The organism is Leisingera methylohalidivorans DSM 14336, from assembly GCF_000511355.1.
Taxonomy (GTDB): Bacteria; Pseudomonadota; Alphaproteobacteria; order Rhodobacterales; family Rhodobacteraceae; genus Leisingera; species Leisingera methylohalidivorans.
This window is the reverse complement of record NC_023135.1, coordinates 457623-481990: the sequence shown is the minus strand read 5'-3', so window position 1 is coordinate 481990 and position 24368 is coordinate 457623. Positions and strand designations below refer to the sequence as shown.

At 64.0% G+C, this 24368-nt stretch carries 25 protein-coding genes; 11 read left to right on the top strand and 14 right to left on the bottom strand.

Translation table 11 applies throughout. The features are described 5' to 3' along the window. The first annotated feature begins 129 nt into the window (after positions 1-129). The gene (locus METH_RS02480; RefSeq protein ID WP_024088821.1) at positions 130-1026 is read left to right on the top strand and encodes a LysR substrate-binding domain-containing protein; all 897 of its coding nucleotides are present in this window, start codon (positions 130-132) and stop codon (positions 1024-1026) included. Positions 1027-1174: 148 nt separating this feature from the next. Here the strand turns inward: METH_RS02480 and METH_RS02475 are convergent, their stop codons facing one another. Together METH_RS02475 and METH_RS02470 are read right to left on the bottom strand one after the other, a co-directional pair. Beyond that, the gene (locus METH_RS02475; RefSeq protein ID WP_024088820.1) at positions 1175-3313 is read right to left on the bottom strand and encodes a hybrid sensor histidine kinase/response regulator; all 2139 of its coding nucleotides are present in this window, start codon (positions 3311-3313) and stop codon (positions 1175-1177) included. Between the two features lie 308 nt (positions 3314-3621). Next, a complete protein-coding gene (locus METH_RS02470) occupies positions 3622-4389 on the bottom strand; it encodes a DUF1013 domain-containing protein (protein ID WP_024088819.1) in 768 nt (255 codons plus the stop codon). Positions 4390-4519: 130 nt separating this feature from the next. Between METH_RS02470 and METH_RS02465 the strand changes: the two genes are divergently transcribed. Continuing rightward, positions 4520-5164: a ribonuclease T2 family protein gene (locus METH_RS02465; protein WP_024088818.1), complete on the top strand. Its 645-nt coding sequence runs from the start codon at positions 4520-4522 to the stop codon at positions 5162-5164. 288 nt (positions 5165-5452) lie between these two features. After that, complete coding sequence (locus METH_RS02460; protein ID WP_024088817.1) at positions 5453-6310, top strand: DUF2189 domain-containing protein; 858 nt, start codon at positions 5453-5455, stop codon at positions 6308-6310. Between the two features lie 76 nt (positions 6311-6386). On the opposite strand, the gene METH_RS02455 is transcribed toward METH_RS02460, so the two are convergent. Both METH_RS02455 and METH_RS02450 read right to left on the bottom strand, forming a co-directional pair. Next, complete coding sequence (locus METH_RS02455; RefSeq protein WP_024088816.1) at positions 6387-7370, bottom strand: NAD(P)H-quinone oxidoreductase; 984 nt, start codon at positions 7368-7370, stop codon at positions 6387-6389. Between the two features lie 126 nt (positions 7371-7496). Then, positions 7497-8198, bottom strand: coding sequence for a COQ9 family protein (locus METH_RS02450; RefSeq protein WP_024088815.1), 702 nt, complete (start codon positions 8196-8198; stop codon positions 7497-7499). A gap of 118 nt (positions 8199-8316) precedes the next feature. On the opposite strand from METH_RS02450, the gene rpsU reads away from it, so the two are divergent. After that, positions 8317-8523 (top strand): 30S ribosomal protein S21, encoded by a 207-nt coding sequence (gene rpsU / locus METH_RS02445; RefSeq protein ID WP_024088814.1) that lies wholly within the window; start codon positions 8317-8319, stop codon positions 8521-8523. 731 nt (positions 8524-9254) lie between these two features. Continuing rightward, complete coding sequence (locus tag METH_RS02440) at positions 9255-10295, top strand: CAP domain-containing protein (protein ID WP_044008307.1); 1041 nt, start codon at positions 9255-9257, stop codon at positions 10293-10295. A gap of 73 nt (positions 10296-10368) precedes the next feature. Here the strand turns inward: METH_RS02440 and ppk2 are convergent, their stop codons facing one another. Together ppk2 and METH_RS02430 are read right to left on the bottom strand one after the other, a co-directional pair. Further along, entirely contained in the window at positions 10369-11286 is a 918-nt protein-coding gene (gene ppk2, locus METH_RS02435; RefSeq protein WP_024088813.1) for a polyphosphate kinase 2, read from the bottom strand. A gap of 215 nt (positions 11287-11501) precedes the next feature. Next, complete coding sequence (locus METH_RS02430) at positions 11502-11960, bottom strand: Lrp/AsnC family transcriptional regulator (RefSeq protein ID WP_024088812.1); 459 nt, start codon at positions 11958-11960, stop codon at positions 11502-11504. Between the two features lie 139 nt (positions 11961-12099). On the opposite strand from METH_RS02430, the gene ald reads away from it, so the two are divergent. From ald to METH_RS02410, 4 genes are all read left to right on the top strand, one after another. Further along, positions 12100-13218: an alanine dehydrogenase gene (gene ald / locus METH_RS02425; RefSeq protein WP_024088811.1), complete on the top strand. Its 1119-nt coding sequence runs from the start codon at positions 12100-12102 to the stop codon at positions 13216-13218. A 161-nt stretch (positions 13219-13379) separates the two neighbouring features. After that, a complete protein-coding gene (locus METH_RS02420) occupies positions 13380-13604 on the top strand; it encodes a hypothetical protein (RefSeq protein ID WP_024088810.1) in 225 nt (74 codons plus the stop codon). Between the two features lie 44 nt (positions 13605-13648). Then, a complete protein-coding gene (gene mscL / locus METH_RS02415; RefSeq protein WP_024088809.1) occupies positions 13649-14080 on the top strand; it encodes a large conductance mechanosensitive channel protein MscL in 432 nt (143 codons plus the stop codon). Between the two features lie 78 nt (positions 14081-14158). Further along, positions 14159-14965, top strand: coding sequence for a mechanosensitive ion channel family protein (locus METH_RS02410; RefSeq protein ID WP_024088808.1), 807 nt, complete (start codon positions 14159-14161; stop codon positions 14963-14965). Positions 14966-15052: 87 nt separating this feature from the next. Here the strand turns inward: METH_RS02410 and METH_RS02405 are convergent, their stop codons facing one another. From METH_RS02405 to METH_RS02385, 5 genes are all read right to left on the bottom strand, one after another. Next, on the bottom strand, positions 15053-15598 hold the full coding sequence (locus tag METH_RS02405; RefSeq protein ID WP_024088807.1) for a hypothetical protein: 546 nt from the start codon (positions 15596-15598) through the stop codon (positions 15053-15055). Between the two features lie 242 nt (positions 15599-15840). After that, on the bottom strand, positions 15841-16371 hold the full coding sequence (locus tag METH_RS02400) for a GNAT family N-acetyltransferase (protein WP_024088806.1): 531 nt from the start codon (positions 16369-16371) through the stop codon (positions 15841-15843). Next, the gene (locus tag METH_RS02395; RefSeq protein WP_024088805.1) at positions 16368-16817 is read right to left on the bottom strand and encodes a YtoQ family protein; all 450 of its coding nucleotides are present in this window, start codon (positions 16815-16817) and stop codon (positions 16368-16370) included. The genes METH_RS02400 and METH_RS02395 overlap by 4 nt, the downstream gene beginning before the upstream one ends. Next, positions 16808-17470, bottom strand: a complete 663-nt coding sequence (locus METH_RS02390; protein ID WP_024088804.1) for a phosphoribosyltransferase — start codon at positions 17468-17470, stop codon at positions 16808-16810. Before METH_RS02390 ends, METH_RS02395 begins: the two co-directional genes overlap by 10 nt. A gap of 48 nt (positions 17471-17518) precedes the next feature. Then, positions 17519-18154: a class I SAM-dependent methyltransferase gene (locus tag METH_RS02385; protein WP_024088803.1), complete on the bottom strand. Its 636-nt coding sequence runs from the start codon at positions 18152-18154 to the stop codon at positions 17519-17521. Between the two features lie 87 nt (positions 18155-18241). Here METH_RS02385 and METH_RS02380 point away from each other — a divergent pair, with 87 nt between their 5' ends. Next, the gene (locus METH_RS02380; protein WP_024088802.1) at positions 18242-19120 is read left to right on the top strand and encodes a LysR family transcriptional regulator; all 879 of its coding nucleotides are present in this window, start codon (positions 18242-18244) and stop codon (positions 19118-19120) included. Between the two features lie 88 nt (positions 19121-19208). Here the strand turns inward: METH_RS02380 and pheT are convergent, their stop codons facing one another. The 3 genes from pheT to pheS form a co-directional block, all read right to left on the bottom strand. After that, positions 19209-21605, bottom strand: a complete 2397-nt coding sequence (gene pheT, locus METH_RS02375; RefSeq protein ID WP_024088801.1) for a phenylalanine--tRNA ligase subunit beta — start codon at positions 21603-21605, stop codon at positions 19209-19211. Between the two features lie 302 nt (positions 21606-21907). After that, positions 21908-22342, bottom strand: coding sequence for a hypothetical protein (locus METH_RS23725; protein WP_156927430.1), 435 nt, complete (start codon positions 22340-22342; stop codon positions 21908-21910). 23 nt (positions 22343-22365) lie between these two features. Then, positions 22366-23439, bottom strand: coding sequence for a phenylalanine--tRNA ligase subunit alpha (gene pheS / locus METH_RS02370; protein ID WP_024088800.1), 1074 nt, complete (start codon positions 23437-23439; stop codon positions 22366-22368). 185 nt (positions 23440-23624) lie between these two features. Between pheS and METH_RS02365 the strand changes: the two genes are divergently transcribed. Then, positions 23625-24260 carry a DUF1326 domain-containing protein gene (locus METH_RS02365; RefSeq protein ID WP_024088799.1) on the top strand — a complete coding sequence of 212 codons (636 nt, stop codon included), beginning with the start codon at positions 23625-23627 and terminating at the stop codon, positions 24258-24260. The last annotated feature ends 108 nt before the right edge of the window (positions 24261-24368 follow it).

Sequence of the window (24368 nt, the reverse complement as noted above, 5' to 3'; positions counted from 1 at the left end):
TCCCATTCTGTGTGCTGATCGCGAGGAGTGATGCTTGGAATGCGATACTGGCAGGCCAGGAGCTGCGGAAACAGCCGGTCTTTCGCAATCCGTATTGCAAAAAATGCAACATGTGGCAGGCTGCGGGCGATGCGCCGCAAGATCCCGCCCACCTCTGCCCTCCTGTGTTTCGAGGCCGCCGCCCGTTCCGGCAGCTTTGCCCAGGGCGCCCGGCAGATGAACCTGTCGCAAAGCGCTTTCAGCCGCCAGATCCAGAGCCTGGAGGCGCTGACCGGCCAAACCCTGTTCAAGCGCGAACGCCAGCGGGTGCGGCTCAGCGGTGCCGGACGGATGCTGCTGGAGGAGCTGGCACCGCAATTGGAAGCGCTGGAGGCCACCTTTTACCGCCTGCGCACCCGCGACAACCCTTACGGCGCGCTGAATATCGGCACCTATCCGACGCTGGGCAGCCGCTGGCTGATGCCGCGCCTGGCAGCGCTGGCGCAGACGCAGCCGCGGCTGACGGTCAATACCATCACCTATCTGGACAATGCCCAGGTGGATCCCAGCCTGGTGGATCTGGCCATCGTGCAGGGCGATCCGCCCTGGCCGGGCTTTCGCGCGGATCTGCTGATGCCGGAAACGCTGATTGCCGTTGCCGCCCCCGGCCTGCTGGCGCGTCCGCTGCAAGCCGCCTCCGGCCTGCTCGACCTTCCGGCGCTGCAGCACAGCACCCGCCCGCTGAGCTGGCAGATCTGGTTCGACGACCTGGGCGCGCCCCTGCAGAGCCGCCCGGCCGGGCCGCTGTTCAGCCAGTTCGAAATGCTGATCGATGCGGTGAAATACGGCCATGGCGTTGCCATCCTGCCGGAGCTTCTGGTGCGCCGCGAACTGGCCGAGGGCACGCTGATCCAGGCCCATCCCCACCGCTGCACACCCGCCAGCGCCTACTACCTGCTGACACCGCAGGCCAAGGCAGGCACCAGCCGGATCGAACGGGTCCGCGACTGGCTGCTGGGTGGCGTCAGCCCCCGCAGCGCCGGCTGACCGGCTTTCGCCCGGAGTGAAAGGCAAGGTTTCTGCCCGGCGCCCCCCGCCGCGCGCCAGTGCGGCGCCGGGCCCAAGGCTGCCAAGGGGGCCCGTCAGGGGCACCTGCAGGCGCGGGAGTCTTCCGCCGGCGCCAAAGCCCCCGGGCTCAGGTGAAAACCGCCCTGTACAGCTTTTCCTTGGTAAACGGTTTGTCCAGCACCGGAACCTCGGACAGATCCGGAAACCCCGCCGCCACGGCGCTGATGGCAAAGCCGCTCATCATCACCGCCTTCAGCCCGGGCTGGATCTTGCGCAGGCCCGCCAGGGTCTCCCAGCCGCCGCGCCCCGGCATGCTCATGTCGATCACCGCGCCATCGAACGGCCCTGCCGTCTGCAACAGCGCCAGCGCCGCGTCATAGCCATCGGCCTGCAGCACTTTGCAGCCGCGCAGCTGCAATAGCCCGGCCACAGCCCGGCGCACGGTGTCCTCGTCATCCACCACCAGAACCTGCCGCACCGCCAGGCTGCGCTCCCGCACCGGCACAGCTGCCGCGGCCGCCGGTTCCGCGGCGCAGGCTGAAAAATAAAAGCGGAAGGCACTGCCCCCGCCCTCGCGGCTTTCCACCGCCAGGCCGCCCTGATGGCGGCTGATGATCCCCAGCGCCGCGGCCATCCCAAGCCCGCGCCCGCCGGGCTTGGTGGTAAAGAACGGGTCAAAGATCCGGGTCACGGTCCCGCGGCCCATGCCGCTGCCGGTATCGCGCACCTCCAGCAGCAGGCAGGCGCCGGCCGGCATGGTCCGGCCTTTCAGCAGTTTGCGCCGTTCTGCATCGCTCAGGCTGGTCCGCCGGGTGGTGACCGTGACAGTGCCCGCGCCCGGCCCGATCGCTTCTGCCGCGTTGAACACCAGGTTCTGCACAAGCTGGCTCACCTGCGACGGATCCATCCGGGCCGTCAGCGCCCCCTGTTCCAGGTCGAGCACCACCTGTTTGCCCATCTTGCGCGCATCCGGGACCAGCGCCATGGCCTGTTGCACGATCGCGTTCAGATCACAGACCCCCTGCTCCCGGCTGTCGCCGCCCTTGGCGTAGTTCAACAGCTGCCGGACCAGCAAGCCAGAGGCCTGCAGCCCCTGTTCGAGCTCCTGCAGATGCGCCTCTGCCGGATGCGCGGCATCCAGATGCGCCAGCGCCAGTTCGGCCCGGCCCTGCATCGAGGCCAGCAGATTGTTGAAATCATGCGCGATGGTGCCCGCCAGCAATCCCAGGCTCTCAGTCTTGCGCTTGATCAGCAGCGCCTCTTCCGCCTGGCTGCGGCGCCTTTCCGCCTTGCGGCGGCGCAGCTCCAGCCCGATCCGCGCGGCAAAGGACGCGCTCAGACCGCTGTCCAGCTTGCTCCGCCTGATTTCGCGGTCGTGCTGCAGCGCAAAATGCCCGATCTCCGTGCCCTCCGCATCGGTCAGCGCGATGCCCAGGTAAGAGTGCAGGTTCCGGCTGCGGTACTGCGCCTGCTCCGGAAACGCTTCCTGCAGCCCGTCCGGCACCAGGAATTCCTTCCGCCCTTTTAACAACGCGCAAGGGGTGCCGTCATAGGGCACAACCGTGTCTTCCATGCCCTTCATCTGCTGCCCGTCACAGCAGCAAGCCAGCATCCGGAAACACTCCGGCCTGTCGCCGCGGCATTCCGCAATGAAGGCCGAGCGCACCTTGAACGCGCCCTGCAGCTGCTCGGCCAGATGCCGGAAGGCCGCGCGCGGCGAGGTGCCGCCCGGCCCTTCAGCCAGCGCCGCCAGCGTGGCCAGTGTCTGCAGTGCGGCGGCCTCCGCCCCGAGCCGGGGCGCGAAGTGCTGCATCTCGGCCACGATCTGCTGCGCCAGCGCGCCGTCGATTTCGTGGCGCCAGGCGGCCTGGATCAGGCCGATCGCCGCGCCATCGGCGTTTTTCAGGGCGACCCCGGCATAGCTTTGGATGCCGTCCTCGCTCAACATCTTGTCATCCGGGTACAGCTCCTGCACCTGGCAGAGGAATACATGCGGGTTGCCGCTCAGCACCACATCATGGCACGGCGTCCCGCGGCTTTCGTATTCGAAATCCCCCAGCTGCAGCCCGTCGAACCAGCTAGCCAGCACCATGATGCGCTCGGTCTCCTTGACCTTCAGCTCACCCACGGTAACCAGATCGGCCGCATAGGCCTGCGCCAGCTGATCGACAAATTCCTGGCAGAACTCCAGGCCGCTCAAACAGGCCAGTGTCTCCAGATCCAAGCGGCTGCCTTCCCCAAGCGCCGCGGCCCCTGCTGCGTCCATTGCTTGTACTCCTGCCATCCCTTCACGGGCAGGCCTGCAAGACCGGACCGCTGGCAATACTCATTAACTCCCCGGTCTCTGCGAATGGGAAACCCGCCCCGAAACAAAAGGCATTTCCCGCACCCCGGGCTTTGCGGACAATCTGGAACACAACAAGCCGCAACATCATGCTGCGCAAAACGGAGGCAGATAGTCAACATATTGTAACGTAGAGTGTCGATTCTAACAGAAAAAGCCGCAGATCCAGAGCACCGGATCTGCGGCTTTTTAAGTAGTTCCTGCAACCGGCCCCGCCGGGCCGGGCCGGATCAGAGGCGGGGATCTTCGTCGTCGTCCTCGTCATCCCCGCCCGAGGGCAGGTTGAAGAAGCTGTCGGCGTCCGGGATTTCCTCTTCCTTCTTCTCGTCTTCACTGTTCAAGCCGCTGCCCAGGGTAAAGGTTTCCAGCCCCTCGATCGCGCTTGGGATCTTCGGCTCGGTGCCCATCTCCAGCGACTGTTCGGTCGAAACCAGCTTGCGGCGCTCATCATCGCTCATCACGCCGCCTTCGGCGGCTTTCTTGGCTGCGGCCTTCTGCACGACGGCATCCAGTTCGGACTGCCGGCACAGGCCCAGCGCCACCGGGTCGATCGGCTGCATGCTGGAGATGTTCCAATGGGTGCGCTCGCGGATCGACTGGATGGTCGGCTTGGTGGTGCCGACCAGCTTGGCGATCTGGCCATCGCTGAGCTCGGGGTGGAACTTGACCAGCCACAGGATCGAATTCGGACGGTCCTGGCGTTTGGACAGCGGGGTATAGCGCGGGCCGCGGCGCTTTTCCTCGCCGGCCGCGGCCGGGTTGAACTTGAGCTTCAGCTTGTGCAGCGGATTGGCCTGCGCCTTGTCGATCTCATCCTGGGTCAGCTGGTTGTTGGCCATCGGGTCGAACCCTTTGACGCCCACCGCCACTTCGCCGTCAGCGATGCCTTGGATTTCCAGCTCGTGCATGCCGACGAAATCGGCGATCTGCTTGAAGCTGATTGTGGTATTGTCCACCAGCCACACGGCGGTTGCCTTGGCCATCAACGGTTTTGCCATCCGCTCATCTCCTTAAAACACATCTTCCCCGCCGCCTGGATAAAGGCTGCCCCGCTTTCGGGGTCTGGTTTCCGTTGTCGGGGAACTTCAGGTCTATATAGTCGGCTTAAATGCATAAGGAAAGAGGCCAATGCGCAAGTTGTTGCTGGGGTTTGCGGCTGTATTGACCTGTTTTGCCGCCTTTGCAGCGGCAGAGGGCGAGCCGGCCGGGGAATTCGACTATTACGTGCTGGCGCTCAGCTGGTCGCCGAACTGGTGCGAACAGGAAGGCGATGCGCGCCGCGCGGAGCAATGCGATGCCCGCCATGATTATGGCTGGACCCTGCATGGGCTGTGGCCGCAGCATCACCGCGGCTGGCCCAGTTACTGCCATACCGCCGCCGCCCCGCCCAGCCGCCGCATGAGCCGGGACATGGCGGATATCATGGGCAGCCCTGGCCTGGCCTGGCACCAGTGGAAGAAGCACGGCACCTGCTCCGGCCTGACTGCCCGCCAGTATTACAGCCTGATGCGCGAGGCCTACACCCGCGTCACCCGCCCCGCCATCTTCCGCAGGCTGGAGACCCCCGTCACCCTGCCTGCTGCAGTGGTAGAGGAGGCTTTTCTGAAGGAAAATCCGGGACTGTCCCGCGACAGCCTGACCATCACCTGCCGGGACAGCGCCATCCAGGAGGCCCGCATCTGCCTGTCCAAATCGCTTGACCCGGTGCCCTGCGGACGCGATGTGATCAAGGATTGCACGTTGAAAGACGCCCGCCTTGCACCGGTCCGCTAAGGCGGAGACAGGTAAGGGGGCGCTGCCCCTCCCGGCCTGGCGGCCAATTCACCCCGGAGTGCTCCAGACCGGAAAGATCCGGCGCCCGTGCCTTTGCCGGACCGCGTGATCCGAACGGCCGCCCCGCCCCCTGTCCCCGTGCCGGCAACAGACCTGCCCCGCTGCGCGCGGCAATAAATGGCCTGTGACGCACACTTCGCGCGGTTTTGTGCTAGTATACAAATATGTGCCGCTCCCGGCCCTGCCTGAACGGCACTTCCGTTATCGTCAGCGAGGAGGAGTACGCGCATGGCAAAAACAATTGGGAACCCGCTCAGCTGGCTTCTGCAAGGGGCGGAGACAACCGGGCACCATATCGGCCAGACGGTCGAAGAGATGGGCAGCAGCGGCATCAAGGAACTGCCCAAGGCACGCAAGCTTACCATGGATGACATTATTCATTCGCTGGCTGCCGGCCTGGAGGATTTTGCCGCCTGCCGCAGCGATGCCATGTTCCTGGTGCTGTTTTATCCGCTGATCGGCATCACGCTGATCGTGATGAGCCTGTCGATGAATCTGTTGCCCCTGATCGTGCCGATGATCATGGGCTTTGCGATCCTTGGCCCGGTGGCCGCGGTTGGGCTTTATGAAATGTCTTCGCGCCGTGAAGCCGGGTTCGAGCCGCGCTGGATGGATGCCTTTGGCGTCATCCGTTCCCCCGCGTTTGGCGGTATTCTGGTGCTGGGTCTGTATCTGGCGGCGCTGTTCATTGTTTGGCTGGTGGCCGCTGACATGATCTACAGCCGCACCCTGGGGCCGGAACCGCCGGCCTCGCTGCTGGCCTTTGCCACGGAAGTGGTGACCACCCGCTCGGGCTGGATCATGGCCATAGCCGGCGGCATCGTGGGCGCGGTCTTTGCCTTTGCCGCGCTGGCGATGAGCCTGGTGTCCTTTCCGCTGCTGCTGGACCGCCATGTCGGCCTGCCGGTGGCGGTGGCCACCTCGATCAAGGTGCTGCGCAAGAACCCGGTGATCTGCATGACCTGGGGTATCATCGTCGGCTCCGCGCTGGTGATCGGTGCGATCCCGTTCCTGGCCGGGCTGATCATTGTGGTGCCGGTGCTGGGGCATGCGACCTGGCATCTGTACCGCCGCGCCGTGCAGTAACGTGCAGTAAAAGGAACCGCTTGGCAAAAAGGGCCGGCAGATCTGCCGGCCCTTTGGTGTGACACCGGTGAGTGTGTCAGCCCACCTTCAATACAATCTTGCCGATATGGCCGGAGCTTTCCATCCGCGCGTGCGCCGCGGCGGCCTCGCCCAGCGCAAACTCGCTGTCCATCACCGGTGCGACCTTGCCTGCCTCGATCAAGGGCCAGACCGCCTCGCGCAGGTCCTGGGCAATCTGCGCCTTGGCCAGATCGCTTTGCGGCCGCAGAGTCGAGCCGGTCAGGGTCAGCCGTTTGACCATCATCAGGGCGAAATTCAGCTCCACCTTCGGTCCCTGCAGAAAGGCGATCTGCACCAGGCGGCCGTCCTCGGCCATTGCCTTGACGTTGCGCGGAATGTAGTCGCCGCCGACCATGTCGAGCACCAGATCGGCGCCGCCCTCCTCCCGCAGCACCTTGACGAAATCCTCGTCGCGGTAGTTGATCGCGCGTTCGGCGCCCAGATCGAGGCAGGCCTGGCATTTCGCGTCCGACCCGGCCGTGGCAAACACCCGGGCCCCAAAGGCCTTGGCCAGCTGGATTGCGGTGGTGCCGATGCCGGACGAGCCGCCATGCACCAGGAACCGCTCCCCCGCCTTCAGCCCGCCGCGGGTGAAGACATTGGACCAGACGGTGAAGAAGGTTTCCGGCAGGCAGGCCGCCTGTTTCAGATCCAGGCCTTCGGGAACCGGAAGGCAATGCGCCGCAGGGGTTGCCACGTATTCCGCATAGCCGCCGCCGGGCAGCAGCGCGCAGACCTGATCGCCCACCGCGATGCCGCTGACGCCTGCACCCGCAGCCACCACTTCGCCCGAGGCTTCCAGCCCCGGCAGGTCGCTGGCGCCCTTGGGCGGGTCATAGGCACCGGCGCGCTGCAGCGCGTCGGGACGGTTCACGCCCGCATAAGCCACCTTGATCACCACCTCGCCATGGCCAGGCTGCGGCACCGGGCGCTGCGTCAGCTGCAGAACCTCCGGCCCGCCGGGTTTGCTGATTTCAACCGCGCGCATCATCTCTGTCATGGCAATTCGTCCTCCTGATCCTTGCCCCTTGCCTACCACCCGTCCGGGTGAGCGCAAACAGCAAAGGCGCCGCAGTCCGGCGCCTTTGCGGAGCACACCCGCCCAAAAGCTGGGTCCGGATCTGTTTCAGCGGCGCGGGTTCAGCGACCCAGGCAGATCATCACGGTCTTTCGGCGGCTTGATTTGCCCGGCCAGCCAGTTCGGCCCCGCCAGGAATGGTTTCAACAAGGGATTTTTCTGCAAACCCGCCTTCAGCTTCTCAAAATCCATCACATTGCCGATCCGGCGGTCGAGAAACTCCCAGGTCGCCTGATGCTCAAGACTGTCATCGCCCAGCCAGAACAGCACCGTGGCGGAATAGACCCCGGCGAGCGAGGCGCGCTTGGTGTACCAGTTCAGATCATCCGAGCCGTCGCCCAGCGTCTCCCAGATCAGATCGCAGGTGCCCCAGATCGCCTTGACCCCGTCGCCGGCATATTGCGGCAGTGTCAGCAGCGTGGTGCCGCGGCGCACCGCTTCCTTGTCCTCCACGGCTTCCAGCCGGAACCGCACCGCCGCTGCCACCTTGTCGCGGAACCTGAGGCCGGACAGATCCTCGGCCTCGAGCCGCGCCAGCATCCGCGAATCGCCGCGGGCGTGATAGGCCAGCGCCAGGTCCACCCCGCCGCGCGGGCAGACCGCATGGGCCAGCACCTCAGGCACATCCGCCTCCTGGCAGGCGGCACGGAATGTCACCTCGGACCAGCCGTCAAACGGCACGTGATTCAACGCTGCATCCAGCAGCTTTGCCTTGATATCGCCCTGCGCCTGATCCTGATTTCCAGTCATGCCGCTCTCCCGCTTTCAACGTCCCAATACCCTACTAGACAAAATAACCTGCCTTTGCTATACGGCCAGCTCCTGCAATTTCCTTGCAACTCAAACTTAGAAAGGTGGTGAAAACCACATGCAGGTTAGTGTTCGCGACAACAATGTCGATCAGGCGCTTCGTGCCCTGAAGAAAAAGCTGCAGCGTGAAGGCGTATTCCGCGAAATGAAGCTCAAGCAACATTTCGAGAAGCCGTCCGAGAAAAAAGCGCGCGAGAAAGCTGAAGCGATCCGCCGTGCCCGGAAACTGGCACGTAAGAAGCTCCAGCGCGAAGGTTTGCTGTAAGCGGCAGGCCGTCCAGCTTTGGACAGCACTTGGCCGGTCTTGCGACCAGCCGGAACTTAAGTTCAGACGACCCCCGCGGCCCCGCCCCGGGGGTTTGTCATTTTTGCCCCCATGAGAAAAACACCGCGTCTCGAGGGGAAGCACAAAAATACCTCAATTTTGCCCGAATTACATCTTTAAGGTGTATTTCCCTAAATTCTTCTGCTATACGAGTAGTACGGCAGGGCAAATCTGATGCGTTTCCCTAAACACTGCCCCGCCGGCCGGGATTGGAACACCCGGTTCATTGAAACCCGGAGCAGGCCGCGCCCCCCCCAAAAAAGACACGACACCGGCGCCTGTCTTGATCCCTGCAAACAAGGCATAGCCTCTGCGGGTTTTCAATATTGCCGGGCGCCGGCAGCTTCCCCCGACGGCGCCCGGCCCACCCTTTTCTGTGGCTGTTTCCGCGGCAAGCCCCCGCGTCCTGACGGCAGCCGCTTCCCCCCCCCGAATCCTGCACCGCCCTGCCCGATGCCCCGCAGCGGGATTGCGCCGGTGCCGCGCAGCCAGCTGCACAGGACAGCCCAAGGCGGCCGGGCGCGCAGGAATCCGCGTATCCGCCCCCCACGCTACGGCAGAGCCTTGCCGCATTTCCGCTGCTGCACCGTCCGGCCCTTCCGGCGCCTTAATTTTCCGTTAACCGAAGGCAGCACCGCCGCCCAGCCGGCACACTCACGGAGCAGTTACTGATGTCACAGGCAAGCCAACCCGAGCGGCAGATGCTCGACCTGATCAATGCCGAGCGCACGTCGCGCGGGCTTAACCCGGTCCAGCTCGAGCTGCGCCTGAACGATTCGGCAGAAGACCACAGCGAATGGATGCTGCAGCAGGATCTCTTCTCCCATACCGGCTCCGGCGGCTCCAGCGCCGGCGACCGGATGATGGATGCCGGCTTTCAGTTCTCGGGCGGCTGGACCTGGGCCGAGAATATTGCCTGGCAGAGCGAACGCGGCGCCGCCGGGCTGGCCGATGACGTCGTCAACCTGCACGAATCGCTGATGAACAGCCCTGGCCACCGCGCCAACATCCTCAGCGCCAGTGTCGAAGTGGTCGGCATCGGCATCGAGCAGGGCAATTTCAACGGCTGGGATGCGGTGATGGTCACCCAGAACTTCGCCAAGACCAGCGCAGAACTGCAACTGGACTCCGGATCAGGAGGCAGCGATGGCGGCGGCACAGGCACCGGTGCCACATCGGGAAATGATAACCTGACCCTTGGCAGCGCAGGCAGCCTGGACGGCCTCGGCGGCAATGACACGCTGACCGGCAGCAACGGCCGGGACCGCCTCGACGGCAGCGAAGGCCGGGATAAACTGAACGGCAAGTCAAGCGGCGACGAACTGAACGGCGGCTCCGGCAATGACACGCTGCGCGGCAACAACGGCGCGGATGAGCTGAACGGCGGCTCCGGCAGCGACAAGCTGTTCGGCGGCAGCGGCAAAGACACTCTGGATGGCGGCAGCGGCAACGACAAGCTGGCCGGCAAGGGCGGCGGCGACCTCTTCATCTTCAGCGGCGGCGACGACACCGTGACGGATTTCAACCCGGATGCCAGCGGTGAACGCATCGATCTGAGCGCCGCCACAGGCATCACCGGCTTCAGCGATCTGGTGAACAATCACACCAGCCAGACCAATGCCGGCCTGCTGATCAGCGACAGCGATGGCGACAGCCTGCTGCTCAGCGGCGTAACAGAGCAGGAGCTTCAGCAAAGCGACTTCCTGTTCTGATCCCGGCCGGGCAAACCTGGAACGGGCGCGCCGCGGCACGCCCGTCCGCTCGCCTAGTGTCTAAGACGGAACCTCAGTAGACTTTGGGCACATACAATTCGTCCGGCAGCACCTGGCGTTCATAGTCCGGGTTGTATTTGCGGTCCGGCAGCTCGACCTTCTCGCTCGGCACCTCTTCATAGGGGATCTTGGTCAGCAGATGCTCGATGCAGTTCAGCCGCTCGCGCTTCTTGTCGTTGCCCTCGACGATATACCATGGCGCTTCGGGGATGTTGGTGCGTTTGAACATCTCCTCCTTGGCCTTGGTGTACTGTTCCCAGCGGATCCGGCTTTCCAGATCCATCGGCGACAGTTTCCACTGCTTCATCGGATCGTGAATGCGCATCATGAACCGCAGCTGCTGTTCCTCGTCAGTGATCGAGAACCAGTATTTCAGCAGGATGATCCCCGACCGCACCAGCATCCGTTCAAATTCCGGAACGTCCTGGAAGAACTGGTCGACCTGGTCGTCGCTGGCAAAGCCCATCACCCGCTCGACGCCTGCACGGTTGTACCAGGACCGGTCAAACAGGACGATCTCGCCGCCCGCCGGCAGATGCGGCACATAACGCTGAAAATACCACTGGCTTTGCTCGCGGCGGTTCGGCGCCGGCAGCGCCACCACCCGCGCCACCCGCGGATCCAGCCGCTGGGTGATCCGCTTGATCACCCCGCCCTTGCCCGCTGCATCGCGGCCTTCAAACAGGATGCAAACCTTGGCGCCGGAGTTCTGCACCCAGTCCTGCACCTTGATCAGCTCTGCCTGCAGCCGCAAAAGATTGCGGAAGTAAATCTGCCGGTCGAGCATTTCCGGGTGTTGTTCGCGGTAAATCTTGCGGATTTCCTGGCTCAGCATCGGCTCCGAGAATTCAATCTCGATATCCTCGTCCAGCGTGTCCTGCAGCTCCGCTTCCAGCCAATCCAGGGATGCGCTTTCAAATTCGCGGGTCACGGGCAGGGTTCCTTCCTTGTCAGGTCGTGCAAACGCCGCCTTATACGGACGGCAAGTGACTGTTTGATGTCACTCCGCCGGGGCAGCAGACAGCAGCCGCCGCAGCAAAGGATCCGTCATGCGGCCCTGGCTGCACCTTCCCCCAAGGCAACCGGAATTTCCACCGGGGTTCAAGCGCAAAAGCCCCCGGTCCGGCTATAAGCATCAGCGCCGCATCAAACCGGCAGCGCCGTGGTCTTGAACACGGTGCGCAGTGCAAAACTCGACTGCATCTGCGCCACCCCCGGCAGCCGTGCCAGATGCTGGCGATGGATGCGGGCAAAATCCTCGGTGTTTTCCGCCACCACCTTGAGGATATAGTCCGCCGTGCCCGCCATCAGGTGGCACTCCAGCACATCCGGGATCCGCGACACCGCCTTTTCAAACGCGTCCAGCACCTCATCCGCCTGGGCCTGCAGGGTGATCTCGACAAACACCGTGGTCGGCACGTTCAGCTTACGCGCATCCAGCAGCGCAACATAATCGCGGATATACCCGTCCGCCTCCAGCCGCTGCACCCGCCGGTGGCAGGCGGAGGCCGACAGGTTCACCCGCTCCGACAGGTCGGCATTGGAAATCCGCCCCTGCTTTTGCAGCACCGATAGAATGCGACGATCTGTTTCGTCCAACGACATTTTTCGAAGATCCTTGCTGATTCTCGCCTGAATAGACGAAGATTATTCGAAAGCCCTATTTCATTTCCGCCTCAAAAAGCAGCACATATTGCGGCATCTGCGGCAAAATGACCGTATTGAATTTGGAGGAGAAACACACATGAAAATCGGCTGCCCCACCGAGATTAAACCGCAGGAATTCCGCGTCGGCATGACCCCGGACGCTGTCCGTGAAGCCGTCAGCAACGGCCACGATGTTGTCATCCAGAAAGGCGCCGGCACCGGGGCCGGCTTCACCGACGAGGATTATGCCGCCGCCGGTGCTGTCATCCTCGGCACCGCCGAGGAAATCTTTGCCACCGCCGACATGATCGTCAAGGTGAAGGAACCCCAGGCGGCCGAACGCAAGATGCTGCGGGAAGGCCAGCTGCTGTTCACCTATCTGCACCTGGCGCCCGACCCGGAGCAGACCCATGACCTGCTGGAATCGGGCTGCACCGCGATTGCCTATGAGACCGTGACCGACGACCGCGGCGGCCTGCCGCTGCTGGCGCCGATGTCCGAAGTGGCCGGCCGTCTGGCTCCGCAAGTGGGCGCCTACACCCTGCAGAAAGCCAACGGCGGCCGCGGCGTGCTGATGGGCGGCGTCCCCGGCGTGGCTCCGGCCAGGGTGGTGGTGATCGGCGGCGGCGTTGTCGGCACCCACGCCGCCAAGATCGCCGCGGGCATGGGCGCGGATGTCACCATCCTCGACCGCTCGCTGACCCGTCTGAAGTATCTCGATGACGTGTTCGGCCGCACCTTCAAAAACCAGTACTCCACCGCCGGCGCCACCGCCGAGCTGGTGCGCGAGGCCGACATGGTGATCGGCGCGGTGCTGATCCCGGGCGCCGCGGCACCCAAGCTGATCTCGCGCGCACAGCTCAGCGAAATGAAGCCCGGCGCGGTGCTGGTGGATGTTGCCATCGACCAGGGCGGCTGCTTCGAGACCTCCAAGGCAACCACCCACGCCGATCCGATCTATGAGGTCGACGGCATCATGCATTACTGTGTCGCCAACATGCCGGGCGCCGTGGCGCGCACCTCGACCCAGGCTCTGGGCAATGCCACCCTGCCCTTCCTGCTGAACCTGGCAAACAAGGGCTGGCGCCAGGCCTGCGAGGACGACCCGCACCTGCTGAACGGCCTGAACGTGCATGCAGGCCAGCTGACTTACTACGCGGTGGGCGAGGCCCTGGGCATCGACGTGCTGTCGCCGAAACTGGCGCTGAAGCAGTAACGGCCCCAGCCCGCAAAAAAATGCACCAAAGCCCCGCCAGACCCGGCGGGGCTTTTCCTTTTGCGCGGCCACTCCTGCCCCGCTGCTGGTGCCGGTGGAAGCAAGCGACGGCACCAGGCGCCGCTTGGCGCCGCCTGCAGCGCGATACCCTTGCAACAATCTTGCGCTGCCGGACGGCACCGGGCCGGCCTTCGGGGATTTACCTGTCCTACTGCCTCTCGGACGAGGCCATTCAGGACAGCGGTCAGCCGGAGGTTTCCGAGGACGCCGTGTCGCTGGACGCGGAAGCGTTCGATCTGATCTCCGGCAAGACGCGCCGTTTCCGGCCCCGCACTGACGCCGGGGCCGGAACATTCCCCGTTTACAGGCCGCAAGGCCGCTCCTAGCCTGATCCTGCGATCATAACGGCTGGGACGGAGAGGGAACGGATATGCTGGACGAATTCAAGGCCTTCATTGCCAAGGGCAATGTGATGGATATGGCGGTAGGGATCATCATCGGCGCCGCCTTTACTGCCATTGTGAAATCCATGGTCGATGACCTGATCAACCCGATCATAGGGCTGTTCACCGGCGGCGTGAATTTCACCAACAACTTTGTTGTGCTGGGCGGAGACGGCGCAGACTACGGCTCGCTGGAGGCCGCGCGCGAGGCCGGGGCTTCGGTTTTTGCCTATGGTTCCTTCCTGATGGCGGTGCTGAATTTCCTGATCATCGCCTGGGTGGTGTTCCTGCTGGTGAAATCGGTGAACCGCGTCCGCGACGCGATGGAGCACGAAGAAGACACCCCGGCAGAGGAAACGCCCGCCGGGCCGACCGAGCTTGACGTGCTGCTCGAAATCCGCGATTCGCTTAAAAAATAGCGCCGCAACAGCGGAATGCGACATTAGCAAAGGGGCGGGCTTCCGCTCCTTTCGCACGTTTTCAAAGGACTGATATTGATGGAACAACTGATTGAACAGGCCGGCGCCTACTGGCCGCTGCTGGTCAGCGGCACCAAGGCGCTGCTGGTTCTGATCCTTGGCTGGATCGCCACCGGCTGGATCAGCAGCGCGGTGCGCAACCGTATCAACCGGACCCCGCGGATCGATCCGACGCTGGGCAATTTCGCCGCCAGCCTGGTCCGCTGGGCACTGCTGGCGGTGGTTCTGGTGGCGGTTCTCAACATCTTCGGGATCGAGGCCACCAGCCTGGTCGCGATGCTGGGTGCCGCCACGCTGGCCATCGGCCTGGCGCTGCAGGGCACGCTCAGCGATCTGGCCGCGGGCTTCATGCTGATCCTGTTCCGTCCCTATAAAATCGGCCAGTATGTGGACATCGGCGGCACCTCCGGCACGGTGAAAGATCTGAACCTGTTCATCACCGAGCTGGCCACCCCGGACAATGTGCAGATCATCGTGCCCAACGGCCAGGCCTGGGGCTCGATCATCACCAATTTCTCGCATCATCCCACCCGCCGCGCCGACATGGTGTTCGGCATTGACTACGGCGATAGCGCTGAAGCCGCCAAGGCGATCATTCTCGAACAGGCCGGCGCCGATGCGCGGGTGCTGCAGGATCCGCCGCCCTGGGTCCGGGTGACCAATCTGGGAGACAGCTCGGTCGATTTGACAGTCCGGGTCTGGTGCAAGGCCGAGGATTACTGGGAAGTGAAATTTGCCCTGACGCAAGGCGTGAAAGAGGCTTTCGACGCCAAGGGCATTTCAATCCCCTATCCGCATTCTGTGGAAATCAGGAAAGAGGGCTGACACCCTCCCGCCCGTTTCCGGCCCTGACGGGCCTCCCCCCGTTGGGCCGGGCGCCCCGCCTCTGGCGGGGCGTGTCTGCGCTGCTGCCTAAGAGACCTGGCCCGCCGGTGCCGTCGGCGCGGCCTTTGCTGCGGCCAGTTGGGACCGCGCGGCCCCGGAGCGGTCCTGCAGCCTGTTCTCCGGCCCGGCAGGCGGCCAGCCGCTCAGAACAGTATCCCCTTCTGCACCGGCAAAGGCCCATTGCGCGGCCAGCAGCTGATAGCTCTTGACCTCCCAGCCGGAGGCATCGCGCTCGAAACGCAGCCGCCAGGTGCCCCGCACCTGGACTGGCAGGCGCAGATTCCGGGGATAGCTCATCGCCTCATCGCCGTTCATCGCGCTTCGCACCCCCTGCGCCCGCAGCTTCTTCATTTGCTCTATCAGCCCTGCCGCTTCGCGCTTCCGGCGTCCGGCAAACACCACCTCGATCTCGGAGCCGGGACTGACGATCCCCTTGACCACAAGATCGCCGCGGTTGTTGCCCGTGACCACCGGCACCAATTGCACCGGCACATTGCGCACTTCGCTCTTGAACAGGCCCGCGTCCTCGATCTGCGGTGTGACTTGCGTAGCTTTTCTGCGGCGGTTTGTCATGAGCATGTCCAGGCGCCGGCCCGGAGCCAGCGCAAAGCCTTGTTTTTGGAGGTCTTGCCTTGACTGATAGATTAGCCTGCAGCGCGTTAAGGAAGCGTTGAACGGCTGCATACCTTTGAAATCAAATCAAAAAAACCGGCCGGTCTGGGCTTTTCACTGGCAGCGGCGCGCAAAACGCGGCGCCGGGCCCACGCCTGCTATGCGCTGCCGGCGGCAACGTTTGCAGGCGCGGGAGGCGCCGGTCACTCCCTGCGGATGGACCGCTTCATCACCAGCGCCGGATTTCCCTTATAGGCAGACTCGCCCGCAGTCTCGTATCCCAGCTTGCGCGCAATCTTCTGCGACACCGCATGGGACGGGTCGAAAATGCAGGCGGTTTCCGGCCACGCCGTGGCCTCTTCCGCCCATTGATGAATCCGGCGCACCGCCTCGGTTGCGATGCCTTGGCCATGCATCTGCGGCGCCAGCGCCCAGCCCGCTTCAGGCACGCCGGCCAGCGGCGGCTGCATGGCGCGCTGAAAGTCGGCAAAGCCCGCCTCGCCGATGAACCGGCCGCTGCCGCGCAGGGTCACCGCCCAGTATCCGTAGCCCAGCGCCTGCCAGTGGCCGATGTAACGCAGCAGCCGCGCCCAGCTTTCCTCCGCCGTGGCCGGGGTGCCGGAAATGAAACGCACCACTTCCGGTTCCGCCCAAAGTGCGGCCACCGCGTCAAAATCCTGCGCCTGATGCGGGCGCAGGATCAGCCGGTCTGTTTCCAGAACCGGCGGCGTCATGCAGGCAGCTTGCCGGTCAGAACATAGGTCAGGATCCCGGCCACCTGGTGCGGCTCTTCCGCCACCGCCAGTGCAGCCGCATGCACCTCTTTCAGCGCGTGCTGATGCTCCGGCGGGCTGAGAACGATGATCGACTTGCCCAGCGCCGCGGCGTAGCCCGCGTCAAAGGCAGCATTCCACTGCTTGTATTTGTCGCCGAAGCGCACCACCACCACATCGGCATCCTCGATGCCCTTGCGGGTGCGGATCGCGTTGACCATCGCGCCTTTGTGGTCGTGCCAGTATTTATTCTCCTCAGCCCCCAGGATCGCCACCCCGCAATCATCGCTGGCGCCGTGATCAGTCACCGGCGCGCTGAAGCTGACCTCCAGCCCCTTGGCGCCTTCAATGATCTGCTCCCGCCAATCGGTGTGGATCTCGCCCGAGAGATAAACCTTCAATGCCACGTTCTTTCCTTTCCTGCGCCAGCCTGCGGGGCCGCGGCCAGGGCGGCCGTGACCTCTGCGTCGCTGGTTTGCGTAAAATCCCTGTAATGCGCGCCGACCGCCCAGAACTCGCTGGGGCTCAGCAGGCAGACCAGAGTATCTACCAGCCGGCGCAATTCGTCCACCGCTTCCGGCGGCGCCACCGGCACTGCCAGGATCACGTCTGCAGGCTTGCGCTCCTTGAGCCAGAAATGCGCCGCCATGAATGTGGCGCCGGTGGCGATGCCGTCATCCACCACGACGGCGGTGCGCCCTTCCAGCGCCACTGGCGGATGCCCTTGCAGGTAACGCGCCCGGCGGGCGGCGTTTTCCTCCCGCGCCTGGGCCACTTGCAGCGCAAAATCCTCGGGCTTCAGGCCTGCGGCCTGCAGCAGGGCACCGTTGAAGATGGGATTGCTGCCCTCGGCCAGGGCACCGGCTGCCAGTTCCGGGTTGGAGGGCATGCCGATCTTGCGGATCAGGATCAGGTCCAGCGGGGCCTGCAGTTTCTGCGCAACCGGCAGCGCAACAGGCACCCCGCCCCGCGGCAGCGCCAGCACCACGGGGTCCGTCATCGGCAGTTCAGCCAGTTGCACGGCCAGCTGAAGCCCGGCAGTCATCCGGTCCTCGAACATATCGGCCTCCGCCCTGTAACCTAGGGCTGCCGGGCGAAAGGCAAAGGCTCAGCGCCGCCGTGCCACCAAATAGCGGCCCGGAGTGTCCGCCGGGTAATTGCCGGTCTCAATGATGTCGAACCCGGTCCGCTGCACCGCCGCTTCCAGCGTGGGGATGTCGATGAACCCCACATAGCCGGGCGCATAGCCCGCCAGCCGCATCAGCGGGATCGCGGCCTGGAACATCCGGTACTTCCAGCTGCCCCGCATCTCTCCCAGACAGGGGGTTTTCGAGATGAACAGCCCACCGGGCGCCAGCCGCGCCGCCGCACCGTGCAGAACGGCCTCCAGATCCGGCAGCAGATGCAGCAGGTTATGCGCCAGGACCGCATCAAACGGGCCTTCCGGTGCCTGGCTGGCGCTGCAGCATTGAAAGTCCACATTGCTGGCGCCGGCGCCCCGCGCCCGCTCGCGGCCGACCTCCAGCATCGCCTCGGACAGATCGGTTGCGGTGATTCTGGACACGCTGCGGGCCAGTTCAATCGCGGTGGAGCCGGTGCCGCAGCCGAGTTCAAGCACGCTGTCTCCGGCTGTCAGATAGGAACGGGTCCGCTCCAAAGCATAGCGGTAGGCGTCTTCGTCCCGGATTGCTGACTTGGCGTATTTCGGGGCGATTTTGTTCCAAAACCGGGCGTCGGCTGTCATCGCGGATCTCCTTGGTTGGGAAGACCTTATTCATGCGCAGACCACAGATAAATTGCCGAAATCCGCAGGGTTGATATACGTATTTGCATGATTAGCCCTGATTGGAACCATATCCGCGCCTTCCTGGCCACGGCTGAGACCGGCTCGCTTTCCGCAGCGGCGCGCCGGCTGGGGCTGACCCAGCCAACCCTGTCACGCCAGGTTGCAGCCCTTGAAGGGGACCTGGGCGTTTTGCTGTTTGAGCGTCTGGGCCGCACCCTGGCCCTGACCGAGGCGGGGCATGAGCTGCTCTCCCACAGCCGCAAGATGGGCGCAGCCGCCGATGGTCTGTGCCTCGCCGCCACCGGCCAGGCGCAATCCATCGACGGCACGGTGCGGATCACCGCCTCGGATGTGATGTCCGCCCATGTGCTGCCGCCGGTGCTGCACCAGCTGCGCCAGCGCGCGCCGCGGCTCACCATTGACGTGGTGGCCGCCAATGACATCCGCGACCTGATGCGCCGCGAGGCCGATATCGCCATCCGCCATGTCCGCCCCGAGCAGCCCGAGCTGATCGCCCGGCTGGTGCAGGAGGCAACCGCCCATTTCTACGCCGCTGCCAGCTATCTGGCGCGGCGCGGCCGCCCTGTGTCGCCAGCAGATCTGGCGAACCATGATTTCGTGGGCTTTGCCGATGTGGAACGTTCCATCGCCTTCATGGCGCCGCTGGGCATTGCCCTGACGCCTGACAATTTCCGCATCAGGTCCACCAGCGGACTGGCCTCGTGGGAGCTGGTGAAACAGGGGTTCGGTATCTGCCCGATGATGGACGACGTGGCCGCAATCACCCCGGGGATCGAGCGGCTGGTGCCGGGGATGGATCCGATAGTCTTTCCTGTCTGGCTCACCACTCACCGCGAGCTGCACACCAGCCGCCGGATCCGGCTGGTGTTCGACCTGCTGGCGGAGTTTTTTGCTGCCAGATGACATTCAAAAGGCAGCGCCCCGCCGGGAGCGCTGCCTGATAGTTTTCCCAAAACTTCTGCCAAGACTTTTCAAAAGCCCTGGTCCAGCCTTAGCCCCGCAGGGTGCCGCCGGTTGCCTTGGTGACCTTGGCAATGATCTTCTCGCTCACCGCCTCGATATCCTTTTCCTTCAGCGTCTTGTCGCTAGGCTGCAGCCGTACGGTGATGGCCAGCGACTTCTTGCCCTCGCCCAGGGAACCGCCGATGAACTGGTCAAAGACGCGCACATCTTCGATCAGCGCCTTGTCGGCCCCGGCGGCGGCATTGACCAGGGTCAGCGCCTCAACCTCGGCATCGACAACAAAGGCAAAATCCCGCTCCACCGCTTGCAGGTCGCTGATGTCCAGCGCCGGGCGGCTTGCACCGGATTTGCGCGGCATCGGAATCTCCTCCGGCCAGATGGTAAAGGCCACAGCGGCGCCCTTGATCCCCATCTCTTTCAGCACCTTCGGGTGCAGCTCGCCGAACACGCCCAGGGTCTTTTTCGGGCCCAGGCAGATGCGACCATGGCGGCCCGGGTGCCACCAGCCGGCGCCGCCGCGCAGGATCTGCACCTTGGCGGGCGCGCCGATGGCAGCCAGCACCGCCTCGGCATCCGCCTTGGAATCATAAAGGTCCACCGCGCGCGAGGCGCCATGCACGTCCTTGGGCCCGGTGCGGCCCACCAAGAGACCCGCAATCTGGGTGACCTGCTCGCCCGGCTCGCTGCCGGTGAACGCGGGGCCCGCCTCGAACAGCGCCAGATCCAAAAGCCCGCGCGCCTGATTGCGCGCCGCGGCCAGCAACAGGCCCGGCAGCAGATCCGGGCGCATGTGCGACATCTCGGAGGAGATCGGGTTGGCCAGCATCGTGGCATCCTCGCCGCCGCCGAACAGCGCGGCGGAGGATTTGTCGATAAAGCTGTAGCTGACCACCTCGTTATAGCCGAGGCTGGCGCAGGTGCGGCGCGCCATCTGCTGGCGGCGCTGCTGCGGTGTCATCACCGGTTTCGGGATGCCATCGGTCAGCCGCGGCAGCGGCTTGCCCTTGAGCTTGGTCAGCGAGGCAATCCGCGCCACTTCTTCCACCAGATCAGCCTCGCCCTGCACATCCGGGCGCCAGCTGGGCACATGCGCCAGGTTGCCCTCCAGGCGGAAGCCCAGGCGGGTCAGGGTCTGGCGCTGGTCGCTTTCCGGGATCTCCATCCCCACCAGCGACTGCACCCGGCCGGAGTCCAGCTTGTAAGCGCGGGAATGATCCGGCACATCGCCTGCGATCACCACCTCTGACGGCTCGCCGCCGCAGATATCCAGAATCATCTGAGTGGCCCGGTGCAGCCCTTCAATGGTGTATTCCGGATCCACGCCGCGCTCAAACCGGTAGCGCGCGTCGGAGTTGATCTTGAGCGCCCGGCCCGTCATCGCGATCTGCACATGATCCCAGAAGGCGCTTTCCACGAACACATCCACGGTGTCCCCGGTGCAGCCGGTTTCTTCGCCGCCCATGATGCCGCCGATGCTTTCGGGGCCATTGGCGTCCGAGATCACCATCTGGCCTGCGCTGAAGGTGTATTCCTTTTCGTCCAATGCCTTCAGCGTCTCGCCGCCAGCCGCGCGGTGGACGCGCAGGTCGCCCTGCACCTTGGCCGCATCAAACACATGCAGCGGGCGGTTCTGGTCGAAGGTGAAGAAGTTGGTCACATCCACCAGCGCCGAAATCGGCCGCAGCCCGATCGCCGTCAGCCGGTCCTGCAGCCATTGCGGGCTGGGGCCGTTCTTCACGCCCTTGATCAGGCGGCCGGCAAACAACGGGCAGCCGTCCAGCGTATCTTTGTCGATGGTGACCTTGACCGGGCTTGCGAAATCGCCCGGCACCGCCTCGAACGCGCGGGTTTTCAGGGTGCCAAGGCCGCGCGCCGCCAGGTCGCGGGCAATGCCGTAGACCCCCAGCGCATCGGGGCGGTTCGGGGTGATCGCAATCTCGATGACCGGATCGACCTTGGCCGGGTCATTCTCGGCCAGCCAATCGACAAAGCTGTCGCCCACATTGCCCGAGGGCAGCTCGATAATGCCGTCATGCTCTTCCGACAGCTCCAGCTCGCGCTCCGACGCCATCATGCCAAAGCTTTCGACACCGCGGATCTTGCCGACACCGATGGTGATGTCGAGGCCGGGGATATACATGCCCGGCTTGCAGACCACCACGGTGATGCCTTCGCGGGCATTCGGCGCGCCGCAGATGATCTGCAATTCGCCCTCGTCGGTATCGACCTTGCAGACCCGCAGCTTGTCGGCATCGGGATGCTTTTCGGCATGGGTCACATAGCCAAGCTTGAAATCCTTCAGCGCGTCGGCCGGGTTGACGACGCCTTCAACCTCAAGACCCAGATCGGTCAGAGCCTCGGTGATCTCGTCCACCGAAGCATCGGTGTCGAGGTGGTCTTTCAGCCAGGAAAGCGTGAATTTCATCGGTCGGGGACCCCTTGGCAGACATGCAGTTTGCCCGAGGCAATGACAAAGATTGCGGCAAGGTTCAAGGGCGCGGGCGCAGCCGGCGTCAAGGATAGCAGGGAGTGAGGTGCAAAAGCCCGGATTGTGTCAAGTAGCAAGCCGCGCCATCGCCTGACCGCGGGCTGGCAAGCGAGCGCTGCAGTTGCGATCAATCACCGAGCATCGCGCCGGACCCGAGGGTGGGCGCAATCGCGCCCGCCCTGGGGGGCGGGTCGGGCGCGATGCGGGGCTGCGCCCCGCGGAACAGTGACTGGAAATACTCAGTTAGCCCTTAAGCCAGAATTTATGAGAAGCCAGGCAGTGGCCGCGGAAACCAAAATCGATGTGAGCAATCTAGGAACATTATCGACAAGCCAAGCGCCCCAACGATGCATTAATGGCCGGCCATGTGTTTCAACAAATCCCCAACCTTCTTGTGTCAAGCGCAGGGTTTCATCTTCGACTTGATAGCTTGACTTATTCAGTCCGGATTTCCATTCAACTTCCTTGTATTTTGATCTCTCAACCAGACCAAACCTCCAAGCAAGTATCATGTAGTCTTCGAACTCCTGTCCGGAAAACAGGTGAGAAGGAAATGGGGAAACTCGAAACCTTTTCGACTGAAAACTATGGATACTCCCCATAGCGGAGAGCAATCCATTGTACTTCATACCGTGAATGCCGGCCTCACCAACAATCGCCAAGGCTTCCGCCATAAAGCGAGTGTTGTAGCTAAAACTCACCTGCTCAAACCGCCATGCAGCGCCGGCATGTCGAGGCTCTGGAAGCCGTAGTGGCGCAGCCAGCGCAGGTCGCTGTCGAAGAAGGCGCGCAGATCCGGGATGCCGTATTTCAGCATCGCCAGACGGTCGATGCCGATGCCGAAGGCAAAGCCCTGATAGATCTCCGGGTCGATGCCGCCGGCCGCGATCACCTTGGGGTGGACCATGCCGGACCCGAGGATCTCCATCCAGTCGTCGCCCTCGCCGATCTTCAGCTGGCCGTTATCCCAGGAGCAGCGGATGTCGACCTCGGCCGAGGGTTCGGTGAAGGGGAAATGCGAGGCGCGGAAGCGCAGCTCGACGTCGTCCACCTCAAAGAAGGATTTGACGAATTCCTCCAGCACCCACTTGAGGTTCGCCATCGAAATGTCCTTGTCCAGTGCCAGGCCTTCGACCTGGTGGAACATCGGCGTGTGGGTCTGGTCGTAATCGGCACGGTAGACGCCGCCAGGGCAGATGATGCGCAGCGGCGCGCCCATCTTCTCCATCGAGCGGATCTGCACCGGCGAGGTATGGGTGCGCAGCACATGCGGCGGGCGGTCGTCGCCTTCCGCACGGTGCATATAAAACGTGTCCATCTCGGCCCGCGCGGGATGGTGGCCGGGGATGTTCAGCGCGTCGAAATTGTACCAGTCGGTGTCGATCCGCGGCCCTTCGGCAACGGAAAAGCCGAGTTCGGCAAAAATCGCGGTGATCTCTTCCTGGACCTGGCTGATCGGATGCAGGCTGCCCTGGCGCGCCGGGCGCGACGGCAGGGTGACGTCCAGCCACTCGGTGCGCAGGCGCTCATCCAGGGCGGCATCTTCCAGGCCGGATTTCTTGGCCGTCAGGGCCGAGTTGATCTCATCCTTCAGCGCATTCAGCGCCGGGCCCGCGGTCTGGCGCTCTTCCGGGGTCATCTTGCCCAGCTCGCGCATCTTCAGCGCCACTTCGCCCTTCTTGCCAACGGCGGCCAGGCGGATTGCCTCCAGCGCGGCCTCGTCCGCGGCGTCTGCAATCTGACCCAGATATTTGGCTTTAAGATCGTCCATCACGGCCCCTCGAATTCTGCTTGTGCCCTGCTACCACAAGAGCCGCTGAAAGCAAGAGGGCCAGGGCGGAAGCCGCAGGGCTGTGTCACCCCGCTGCGCCGCTCCGGATCGCCGCCCCTGAAATCATGCCGGTTTCATGGTATACTCCGCCTGCATCTTCACATCAGCAGAACCGGAGGGCAGCCATGGCACATGTGGATTGGTATATCGAGGGCCGCAGCTTCGGCAATTGCAACTGCAACTACGGCTGCCCCTGCCAGTTCGAGGATCTGCCCACCCACGGCAATTGCACCGGCTTCGAGGTGATCCATATCTACAACGGCCATTTCGGCGAAACCGACCTGACCGGCACCCGCGCTGCCCTTCTTTATGCCTGGCCCGGCCCGATTTTCGAGGGCAAAGGCGCCTTGCAGGCGATTATCGACGACCGCGCCACGGATGCCCAGCGCAAGGCGCTTTCAACTGTGCTATTGGGCGGCGAAACGGATGAGGAAGCCACCCACTGGTGGGTGTTCCGCGCGATGTGCGACACCGTGCATGAGACGCTGTTCCAGCGGATCGGCTATGAGGCCGACATCGAAAACCGCACCGCCAAGGTGGATATCCCAGGCCTGCTGCATGCCACCGGCCGCCCGATTCAGGCCCCGCATGGCGGCGGCGCGCACCGGGTGCAGATCGGCATCCCCGGCGGCATCGAGTTCACCCTGGCGGAAATCGGCAGCGGCTCCAGCAAATCCACGGCCGCCATCCCGCTGGATCTGGACGACACATACGGCCAATGGGCCGTCATCCGCCACGGCCCGCACGGGATTGCCGCCTAGCGCTCAATCCGCTTTTCCGGGCACACCTGCGGCCGCTTTTTCCAGCGCTTCCGGCCGCACGGCTGCAGGAACTGCTGCGATTTCGGGCAGCGGCTCTCTAAACTCTGC

What these genes read in the sequence shown, in the direction of transcription:
- METH_RS02380 (WP_024088802.1), top strand. Translation starts at nt 18,242, where the DNA reads ATGATTAGCCCTGATTGGAACCATATCCGCGCCTTCCTGGCCACGGCT.
- ald (WP_024088811.1), top strand. Translation starts at nt 12,100, where the DNA reads ATGAAAATCGGCTGCCCCACCGAGATTAAACCGCAGGAATTCCGCGTC.
- METH_RS02465 (WP_024088818.1), top strand. Translation starts at nt 4,520, where the DNA reads ATGCGCAAGTTGTTGCTGGGGTTTGCGGCTGTATTGACCTGTTTTGCC.
- rpsU (WP_024088814.1), top strand. Translation starts at nt 8,317, where the DNA reads ATGCAGGTTAGTGTTCGCGACAACAATGTCGATCAGGCGCTTCGTGCC.
- METH_RS02400 (WP_024088806.1), bottom strand. Translation starts at nt 16,371, where the DNA reads ATGACGCCGCCGGTTCTGGAAACAGACCGGCTGATCCTGCGCCCGCAT.
- METH_RS02365 (WP_024088799.1), top strand. Translation starts at nt 23,625, where the DNA reads ATGGCACATGTGGATTGGTATATCGAGGGCCGCAGCTTCGGCAATTGC.
- METH_RS02475 (WP_024088820.1), bottom strand. Translation starts at nt 3,313, where the DNA reads ATGGACGCAGCAGGGGCCGCGGCGCTTGGGGAAGGCAGCCGCTTGGAT.
- METH_RS02390 (WP_024088804.1), bottom strand. Translation starts at nt 17,470, where the DNA reads ATGTTCGAGGACCGGATGACTGCCGGGCTTCAGCTGGCCGTGCAACTG.
- METH_RS02450 (WP_024088815.1), bottom strand. Translation starts at nt 8,198, where the DNA reads ATGACTGGAAATCAGGATCAGGCGCAGGGCGATATCAAGGCAAAGCTG.
- METH_RS02455 (WP_024088816.1), bottom strand. Translation starts at nt 7,370, where the DNA reads ATGACAGAGATGATGCGCGCGGTTGAAATCAGCAAACCCGGCGGGCCG.
- METH_RS02385 (WP_024088803.1), bottom strand. Translation starts at nt 18,154, where the DNA reads ATGACAGCCGACGCCCGGTTTTGGAACAAAATCGCCCCGAAATACGCC.
- METH_RS02470 (WP_024088819.1), bottom strand. Translation starts at nt 4,389, where the DNA reads ATGGCAAAACCGTTGATGGCCAAGGCAACCGCCGTGTGGCTGGTGGAC.
- mscL (WP_024088809.1), top strand. Translation starts at nt 13,649, where the DNA reads ATGCTGGACGAATTCAAGGCCTTCATTGCCAAGGGCAATGTGATGGAT.
- METH_RS02440 (WP_044008307.1), top strand. Translation starts at nt 9,255, where the DNA reads ATGTCACAGGCAAGCCAACCCGAGCGGCAGATGCTCGACCTGATCAAT.
- METH_RS02405 (WP_024088807.1), bottom strand. Translation starts at nt 15,598, where the DNA reads ATGACAAACCGCCGCAGAAAAGCTACGCAAGTCACACCGCAGATCGAG.
- METH_RS02410 (WP_024088808.1), top strand. Translation starts at nt 14,159, where the DNA reads ATGGAACAACTGATTGAACAGGCCGGCGCCTACTGGCCGCTGCTGGTC.
- METH_RS23725 (WP_156927430.1), bottom strand. Translation starts at nt 22,342, where the DNA reads ATGGCGGAAGCCTTGGCGATTGTTGGTGAGGCCGGCATTCACGGTATG.
- METH_RS02460 (WP_024088817.1), top strand. Translation starts at nt 5,453, where the DNA reads ATGGCAAAAACAATTGGGAACCCGCTCAGCTGGCTTCTGCAAGGGGCG.
- METH_RS02480 (WP_024088821.1), top strand. Translation starts at nt 130, where the DNA reads ATGCGCCGCAAGATCCCGCCCACCTCTGCCCTCCTGTGTTTCGAGGCC.
- pheS (WP_024088800.1), bottom strand. Translation starts at nt 23,439, where the DNA reads ATGGACGATCTTAAAGCCAAATATCTGGGTCAGATTGCAGACGCCGCG.
- pheT (WP_024088801.1), bottom strand. Translation starts at nt 21,605, where the DNA reads ATGAAATTCACGCTTTCCTGGCTGAAAGACCACCTCGACACCGATGCT.
- METH_RS02430 (WP_024088812.1), bottom strand. Translation starts at nt 11,960, where the DNA reads ATGTCGTTGGACGAAACAGATCGTCGCATTCTATCGGTGCTGCAAAAG.